General features: G+C 70.2%; 8 protein-coding genes. 5 read left to right on the top strand and 3 right to left on the bottom strand.

The window, feature by feature from the left end; all coding sequences use genetic code 11:
- Positions 1 to 44: 44 nt before the first annotated feature.
- Genes SACHA_RS0105630 through SACHA_RS0105620 form a run of 3 tightly spaced genes read right to left on the bottom strand, consistent with a single transcriptional unit; the run spans position 45 to position 3409 of the window.
- Entirely contained in the window at positions 45 to 509 is a 465-nt protein-coding gene (locus SACHA_RS0105630) for a hypothetical protein (RefSeq protein WP_019807846.1), read from the bottom strand.
- Positions 510 to 517: 8 nt separating this feature from the next.
- Positions 518 to 2320 (bottom strand): nickel-dependent hydrogenase large subunit, encoded by a 1803-nt coding sequence (locus SACHA_RS0105625; RefSeq protein WP_019807844.1) that lies wholly within the window; start codon positions 2318 to 2320, stop codon positions 518 to 520.
- A 33-nt stretch (positions 2321 to 2353) separates the two neighbouring features.
- Entirely contained in the window at positions 2354 to 3409 is a 1056-nt protein-coding gene (locus SACHA_RS0105620; RefSeq protein ID WP_028662919.1) for an NADH-quinone oxidoreductase subunit B family protein, read from the bottom strand.
- A 252-nt stretch (positions 3410 to 3661) separates the two neighbouring features.
- On the opposite strand from SACHA_RS0105620, the gene SACHA_RS0105615 reads away from it, so the two are divergent.
- The 5 genes from SACHA_RS0105615 to SACHA_RS23705 form a co-directional block, all read left to right on the top strand.
- A complete protein-coding gene (locus SACHA_RS0105615) occupies positions 3662 to 4282 on the top strand; it encodes a D-sedoheptulose-7-phosphate isomerase (RefSeq protein WP_019807841.1) in 621 nt (206 codons plus the stop codon).
- Positions 4279 to 4596 (top strand): HypC/HybG/HupF family hydrogenase formation chaperone, encoded by a 318-nt coding sequence (locus SACHA_RS26500; protein WP_019807840.1) that lies wholly within the window; start codon positions 4279 to 4281, stop codon positions 4594 to 4596. The genes SACHA_RS0105615 and SACHA_RS26500 overlap by 4 nt, the downstream gene beginning before the upstream one ends.
- Positions 4593 to 5243, top strand: a complete 651-nt coding sequence (locus SACHA_RS0105605) for a D-sedoheptulose-7-phosphate isomerase (protein ID WP_019807839.1) — start codon at positions 4593 to 4595, stop codon at positions 5241 to 5243. The genes SACHA_RS26500 and SACHA_RS0105605 overlap by 4 nt, the downstream gene beginning before the upstream one ends.
- Positions 5240 to 6604 (top strand): hypothetical protein, encoded by a 1365-nt coding sequence (locus tag SACHA_RS0105600; RefSeq protein ID WP_019807838.1) that lies wholly within the window; start codon positions 5240 to 5242, stop codon positions 6602 to 6604. Before SACHA_RS0105605 ends, SACHA_RS0105600 begins: the two co-directional genes overlap by 4 nt.
- Positions 6601 to 6895 (top strand): hydrogenase maturation protease (locus SACHA_RS23705; protein ID WP_019807837.1); only part of this gene is annotated, 295 nt, incomplete at its 3' end. The genes SACHA_RS0105600 and SACHA_RS23705, both read left to right, overlap by 4 nt.

Below are 6895 nucleotides of genomic sequence, written 5' to 3'. Positions count from 1 at the left end.
GGGCCGGTTCCCGCCGCCGTCGGTGCGCACCCCGGTCACCGGGCTCACCGCGCCCGGACCGCGGTCAGCGGGACGAACGCGGGCTCCGACCGGTGATCGATGCGCACCTCGGTGACCTCGGGCGCGACGGCCCGCACGAGGTCGGTGACCGTGCCCGCGAGCTCGTCGGAGCCGTCCGTCACGGTCACCGAGGCGACCCCGTCGACCAGCCCGTCCAACTCCGCCCGGACGTCCGGTGCGGCGTCGGCGAGGACGGCCCGGATCCGGGTCCCGGGATCGTGCGGGTGCAGGTCGTGCGCCAGCAGCAGGTGCCCCACCAGCGGGTCGTCGGCCAATGCGGCGACGACCGTGTCGTCGGCGGCCCGCACGATCCGTTCGAGCGCCTCGCCGTACACGTCGGCCAGGGTCTGCACGGTGGCGCCCGCGGCGTCGTCGGCGCGGTCGGCGAGACCGGCCAGCAGCTGATCGAGCGTCGACAGGCGCTCGGCGAGTTCGTCGTCGTCCCACATCGGTCCGCTCACTGTCCCGGGTGGGCCGCGCCGAACGTCGGCGAGGCGATCTTGTCCAGGGTCTTGCCCTCGCCGAGGTACATGTGCACCCCGCACGGCAGGCACGGGTCGAAGCTGCGCACCGTGCGCATGATGTCGATGCCCTTGAAGTCCTCCCGGCCGTTCTCCTCGAAGATCGGCTGGCCCTGCACGGCGTCCTCGTACGGGCCGGGGGTGCCGTAGCTGTCCCGGGGGCTGGCGTTCCACGGTGTCGGCGGGTACGGGTGGTAGTTCGCGATCTTGCCGTCGCGCACCACGAGGTGGTGCGACAGCACCCCGCGCACGGCCTCGTGGAAGCCGACGCCGACGGCCTCGTCCGGCACGTCGAAGTCGGTGAACACCTTCGTGTTGCCGGAGCGCACCTCCTCCAGGGCCTTCTCGACGAAGTGCAGCGCCATGCCCGCGGCGTAGGCGACGAAGTACATCCGCGCCCGGTCGCGTTCGAGGGTGTTGGCGTATTTCGGCGGACGCCACTCGAACCGCATCTCCTTCGTCTGCGGGGTGGCGGGCAGGTCGATGCGCACGGCACCGCCGGTGGCCTTGACGTACGGGGTGTCGACCAGGCCGTTCAGCGCGGTCGCCCACAGCCGGGCCAGCGGGCCGCCCCCGGTGTCCAGCGCCAGGTGTTCCTGACTGCCCGGGTCGAACCAGCGGGGGCTCATCACCCAGCTGTAGTTGCCGTTCTCCAGGTCACGGCCCTGCGGGGCGGGCAGGGTGGTCTGGTTCCACGGGTGCCGTTTGTCCACCGGGTTGCCCAGCGGGTCGCGGTCCACGAACGTCTGCTCGTTCGTCCAGTCGTCGTAGTAGGAGCTGCCGAGCAGGATGCGCATGCCGAGGTTGATGTCGACCAGGTTGTTGGTCAGCAGTTCGCCGTCGACGATGATTCCCGGGCTGACGAACATGTCCTTGCCCCAGGACCCCATGTTCTCGTAGCGGTAGTCCACGCTGTACGGGTCCTGGAAGCAGCCCCAGCAGCCGAGCAGGATGCGGCGCCTGCCGACCTCCTCGTAGCCGGGCAGGGCGTCGTAGAAGAAGTCGAACACGTCGTCGTTCATCGCCACGGCCTGCTTGATGAAGTCCAGGCAGCGCATCAGGCGGGACAGATAGTCGGTGAACACCTGCGGGGTGGCCACCGTGCCGACGCCGCCCGGGTACAGCGTGGACGGGTGGACGTGCCTGCCCTCCATGAGGCAGCACATCTCCCGGGTGATGCGGGAGACCTCAAGCGCCTTCTTGTAGACCTCGCCCTCGAACGGGTTGAACGCCCGCATGATGTCGGCGATCGTGCGGTGCCCGTGCAGGTCACCGCGCGGCGCGTCGGTGGTCTCGGCCCGCTTGAGCAGGCCCGGGTTCGTCTCGGCGACCATGCGCTCGCAGAAGTCGACGAAGACCATGTTGTCCTGGAAGATCGTGTGGTCGAACATGAACTCGGCGGCCTCGCCGAGGTTGATGATCCAGTCGGCCAGCGGCGGCGGCTTCACGCCGTAGGCCATGTTCTGGGCGTAGATCGAACACACCGCGTGGTTGTCCCCGCAGATGCCGCAGATGCGGCTGGTGATGAAGTGCGAGTCGCGCGGGTCCTTGCCCTTCATGAACACGCTGTAGCCGCGGAACAGCGATGAGGTGCTCTTGCACTCGACGACCTCGTTGTTGGCGAAGTCGACCTTGGTGTAGATGCCGAGGTTGCCGATGATGCGGGTGATCGGGTCGAAGTTGACCTCGACCAGCTCCCGCTGGGTCGCGGCGCTGACCTCGGACTGGGTCTGTGCCATTCTGTGTCGCTCCTGCGTGGTGGTTGCCGGGGGTCAGACGGATTCGGGATAGCGGGGCTGGTACCCGGTGGTGAGTTTCGGGCCGGGGTGGCGCCACTTCGGTTCGGTGTTGGCGCTGCGGTTGGTGATGCCGCGCATCCGGCGCACGAACGGCCCGTAGACCGACAGCAGCGCCGACGAGAACGACCCGCCCGGCGGTTCGTCCATGAACGGCATGAACTTGTCCGGGAACCCGGGCATGGTGCAGCCGATGCAGATGCCGCCGACGTTGGGGCAGCCGCCGACGCCGTCCATCCAGCCGCGCTTGGTGACGTTGCAGTTGACCACCGGACCCCAGCAGCCGATCTTGACCTGGCACTTCGGGGAGTTGTAGTCGTAGGCGAAGTCGGCCTGCTCGTAGTAGGCGGCGCGGTCGCACCCTTCGTGGACGGTCTTGCCGAACAGCCAGGTCGGCCGCAGTTGCTCGTCCAGCGGGATCGTCGGGGCCAGTCCCGCCGCCTGGTGCAGCACCCAGAGCAGCGTCTCCATGAAGTTGTCCGGCTGCACCGGGCACCCGGGGACGTTGATCACCGGGAGTCCCCCGGCCGACCGGAAATCGTCACCGAGATAGTCGACGAGCCCCATGCACCCCGTCGGGTTTCCCGCCATCGCGTGAATTCCGCCGTAGGTCGCGCACGTCCCGATGGCGACGACCGCCCACGCTTTCGGGGCGAGTTCGTCGATCCACTTGTTGAGAGTCTTCGGTTTCCCGGTCTCGGGGTCATTCCCCATGGCCGTCCAGTAGCCGTCCTCGGCGTGAATGTTCTCATTCGGGATCGACCCCTCGACGACGAAGACGAAGGGCGCGTCGAGTTCCCCCTGCGCCGCCTTGCGGAACGGCGCGAGGAAGTCGTCCCCGGTCTCGTAGGCGAGCACCTTGTTGTGCAGGTGCACCTTGGGGATGCCGGGCACGGCCCGCAGCACCACGTCCTCGATGCTGGGCAGCGACGCCGCGGTGACCGACACCGTGTCGCCGTCGCAGCTCATTCCTTCCGACGTCCACAGAATGTGGATCTCGTCGACTCCGGTTCCGGTCGCCTCTGTGCTCATGGGACACAGCATGCAACCCTGTGCGGTCGGCCGCAGTCCCGCGTACACGCTCGGAGCACCGTTGTTTGGACCGCTCCCCGGCAGGGTATCCGGCACGGTTTTCCGTTTTTCCGGGTTGCGATCGCAGCTTTTCTCGTCAATTTGTGCCCGGCGGCGGGAACGTCGTAGCGTGAGGTGATCGCGACAACACGTCGCCGACACCGAATCGATTTTCGATCATTTTCTTCGACGAGCCAGGGAACGGGACGGCCGGTGCGGGAACGTCAGTACTTCGAACAGCGCGTGGACGACGCGTTCGGGGCCAGGCAGGCGCCGTTGGAGGCGCTGCTGGACGAGGCCGGTCCGGTGGCGCGGGCCTGTCACGCCATGGCCGAGCGCTTCCACACCGGCGGCAAACTGATCGTGTTCGGCAACGGCGGGGAGTCGACCGACGCGCAGCACCTCTCCGTGGAATTCGTCCACCCCGTGATCGTGGGCAAGCGGGCGCTGCCCGCGATCTCGCTGACCGCCGACGTCGCCACGATGACCGGGGTCGCGGCGCGGGAGGGCTTCGCCGAGGTGTTCGCCCACCAGCTGCGGTACCTGGCCGTGGGCGACGACATCGCGCTCGGCCTGTCCGTCGACGGCGGCTGCGCGAACGTGCTGCGCGGACTCGAACAGGCACACGAGGCGGGGCTGCTCACGGTCGCGCTCGTGGGTGGCGACGGTGGGGCCCTCGCCGCGAGCCCGGCCGTGGACCACCTGCTGCGCGCCACGTCGGACGACCCCCGCGTGATCAAGGAGGTGCACGTGACGATGTATCACGTCCTGTGGGAGCTGGTGCACGTCTTCTTCGAGCACCCGGGCGTGCTCACCCCGGAGGCCGCGCGGTGAGCGCGGAGCAGGTCCGGCCACCGGGAACCGGAGCCGACGACGACCACGCGGCGCACCGCACGGCCGACGAACACCGCACGACCGATGAACACCGCACGGCCGACGAACACTGCGTATCCGACGAACACTGCGTGACCTGTTCCGATGCCGCGGTCACCGTGCGCGTCGTGCGGGTGCTGGACCGCGGAATGGCCCGGGTGGACACCGGCGCGGGCGAGGAGGAGATCAGCGTCGCGCTGGTGCCCGCCGAGTCGGTCGTCCCCGGTGCCGAGCTGCTGGTCCACGCGGGCGAGGCGATCGGGGTGCCGCGATGACCGACGCGATGAGCGAGCTCTACCCGTTCCTCTACGCCGAACCCGACGGCGCGGACGTGGACGCGGTCCTTCGGGAGGTGCGTGCCTCCACGGTGACCAAGGCCCGCGAGATCATGGAACTGCGCGGACGGGTCCACCGGGAACAGCGGCGGGAACTGGCCGAGGCCGGCGCGGCGATGGCCGCCCGGTTCGCGCGCGGGGGCCGGCTGTTCTCCTTCGGCAACGGCGGCAGTTCGACCGACGCCCAGGATTTCGCCACGCAGTTCATGAACCCGCCGCAGGGCACGCCCCCGCTGCCGGCGTTCGCGCTGACGGCGGAGACGGCGGTGGTGACCGCGCTGTCCAACGACGTCGGCTTCGACGTCGTGTTCTCCCGTCAGCTCGCGGCGTTCGGCCGCGCCGACGACATCGCCGTGGGCCTGTCCACCAGCGGCAACTCGGCGAACCTGCTGTCGGCGTTCGACCAGGCGCGGCGCGTCGGGATGCTCACGGTCGGCATTACCGGCGACAGCGGCGGCCGGATGGCCGAACAGGCAGGCGTCGACCACCTGTTCGTGGTGCCGTCCAGTTCCGTGCACCGCATCCAGGAGGCCCAGACCACGATCTACCACGTACTCGCCGACCTGGCGGCGGAGGGACGGCGATGAGCGGGAGCGCGAAACACGCGGGGCACACCGACGGACCGTTCTCCGGCGTCGAGGCGACCGTGCGCGCGGTCGCCGACGCCGTGCTCTACGAGGGCTATCTGCTCTACCCGTACCGTGCGAGTGCGACGAAGAACCGGGCCCGCTGGCAGTTCGGCGTCCTGGTGCCGCCGTCGTACGCGGCCACCGGCACCGGGGAGCACTCGTTCTGCCGCACCGAGTGCCTGGCCGAGGTCGACCCGGTGTCCACCCTGCGGGTGTGCGTGCGGTTCCTCCAGTCGCAGCGGCGCACCGTGGAGGTGTCCACCGACCCCGGCGCGGACGTGCCGGACGGCCACCGGGAGGTGGATGCCCTGGTCGTCGGCGAGGACGAGATCCTGCCGTGGGACGAGGCGGTGGAACGCGAGCACGAGGTGCTGCTGCCGATGGCCGAACTCGCGGATTCCGGCGAGTACGTCGAACCGGTCGTCGTCCGCGGCGGAGAGTGGATCACGAGCGTGGACGGCGGCCGGGTGGTGCGCCGCACCCAGCCGTTGACGGCCGAACTGCGGTGCCGCGCCGAACGCCTGCCCGGCCTGGTGCGGGTCCACGTGACCGTGGCCAACACCAGCGCCGTGGACTGCTCCTCGTCCACCCGGGACGAGGCGGTGCGGCACTCGCTGATCGCGGCGCACACCGTGCTCTCCGTCCAGGGTGGACGCTTTCTCTCCCAACTCGACCCGCCCGCCGGGGCCGCGTCGCACGCGGCCGCCTGCGTCAACGAACACACCTGGCCGGTGCTGGTCGGCGGCCCCGGCAGGGAGGACACGATGCTGTCCTCACCGATCATCCTCTACGACCACCCGAAGGTGGACCCGGCGAGTCAGGGCGACTTCTTCGACGCCTGCGAGATCGACGAGATGCTCACCCTGCGGACGATGACGCTGACCGACGAGGAGAGACGCGAGGCCCGCGCCACCGACGAGCGCGCCCGGCGCATCCTGGACCGGGTCGAGGACCTGCCGGAGCGGCCGCGGGAGGCCATGCACGGCCGGGTCCGGGTGGTGCACGTGGGCGGCCGCGAGATCGGCACCGGCAGCCGGGTCGTGCTCCGCCCCCACGCGGGCGGGGACGCGCAGGACATGTTCGTCGCCGGGTGCGGCGCCACCGTGCGCGACGTGCTGGAGGACGTGGACGGCACGCTTTTCCTCGCGGTCACGGTGGACGGCGATCCCGCGGAGGAGTGGCAGCTCGCCCAGGGCCGGTTCCGGTACTTCACCACCGACGAGGTCGAACCGGCCGCGGACGGGAGCGCGCCCGGCGGTGACGGGGCGGGGAACACCGGCGACGGCGCGGGGCACACCGGGAACGGGGCGGTTCCGTGACCGGGCGGGTGCTGGTCGCCGGGATCGGCAACGTCTTCCTCGGTGACGACGGGTTCGGGGTGGAGGTGGTCTCCCGGCTGCCCCGGGAGGACCTGCCACCGGAGGTCGACGTGGGCGACTACGGCATCGCCGGGCTGCACCTGGCCTACGACCTGCTCGACGGCGACTACCACACCACGGTCTTCGTCGACGCGCTCGGGCGGGACGGCGTTCCCGGAACGCTGTCGGTGCTCGACGCGACCGGGGCCGGCGACGGGTCCGGGCCCGGCCCGGACGCCGCGGCCGTTCCCG

Source organism: Saccharomonospora halophila 8 (genome assembly GCF_000383775.1).
Lineage (GTDB): Bacteria > Actinomycetota > Actinomycetes > Mycobacteriales > Pseudonocardiaceae > Saccharomonospora > Saccharomonospora halophila.
The sequence above is the reverse complement of the archived record's forward strand: the minus strand, read 5'-3'. Positions and strand labels throughout refer to the sequence as shown.

Excerpts from the sequence above, each read along its gene's own strand:
- SACHA_RS0105630 (WP_019807846.1), bottom strand. The coding sequence starts at position 509 with ATGTGGGACGACGACGAACTCGCCGAGCGCCTGTCGACGCTCGATCAG.
- SACHA_RS0105625 (WP_019807844.1), bottom strand. The coding sequence starts at position 2,320 with ATGGCACAGACCCAGTCCGAGGTCAGCGCCGCGACCCAGCGGGAGCTG.
- SACHA_RS0105620 (WP_028662919.1), bottom strand. The coding sequence starts at position 3,409 with ATGAGCACAGAGGCGACCGGAACCGGAGTCGACGAGATCCACATTCTG.
- SACHA_RS0105605 (WP_019807839.1), top strand. The coding sequence starts at position 4,593 with ATGACCGACGCGATGAGCGAGCTCTACCCGTTCCTCTACGCCGAACCC.
- SACHA_RS0105600 (WP_019807838.1), top strand. The coding sequence starts at position 5,240 with ATGAGCGGGAGCGCGAAACACGCGGGGCACACCGACGGACCGTTCTCC.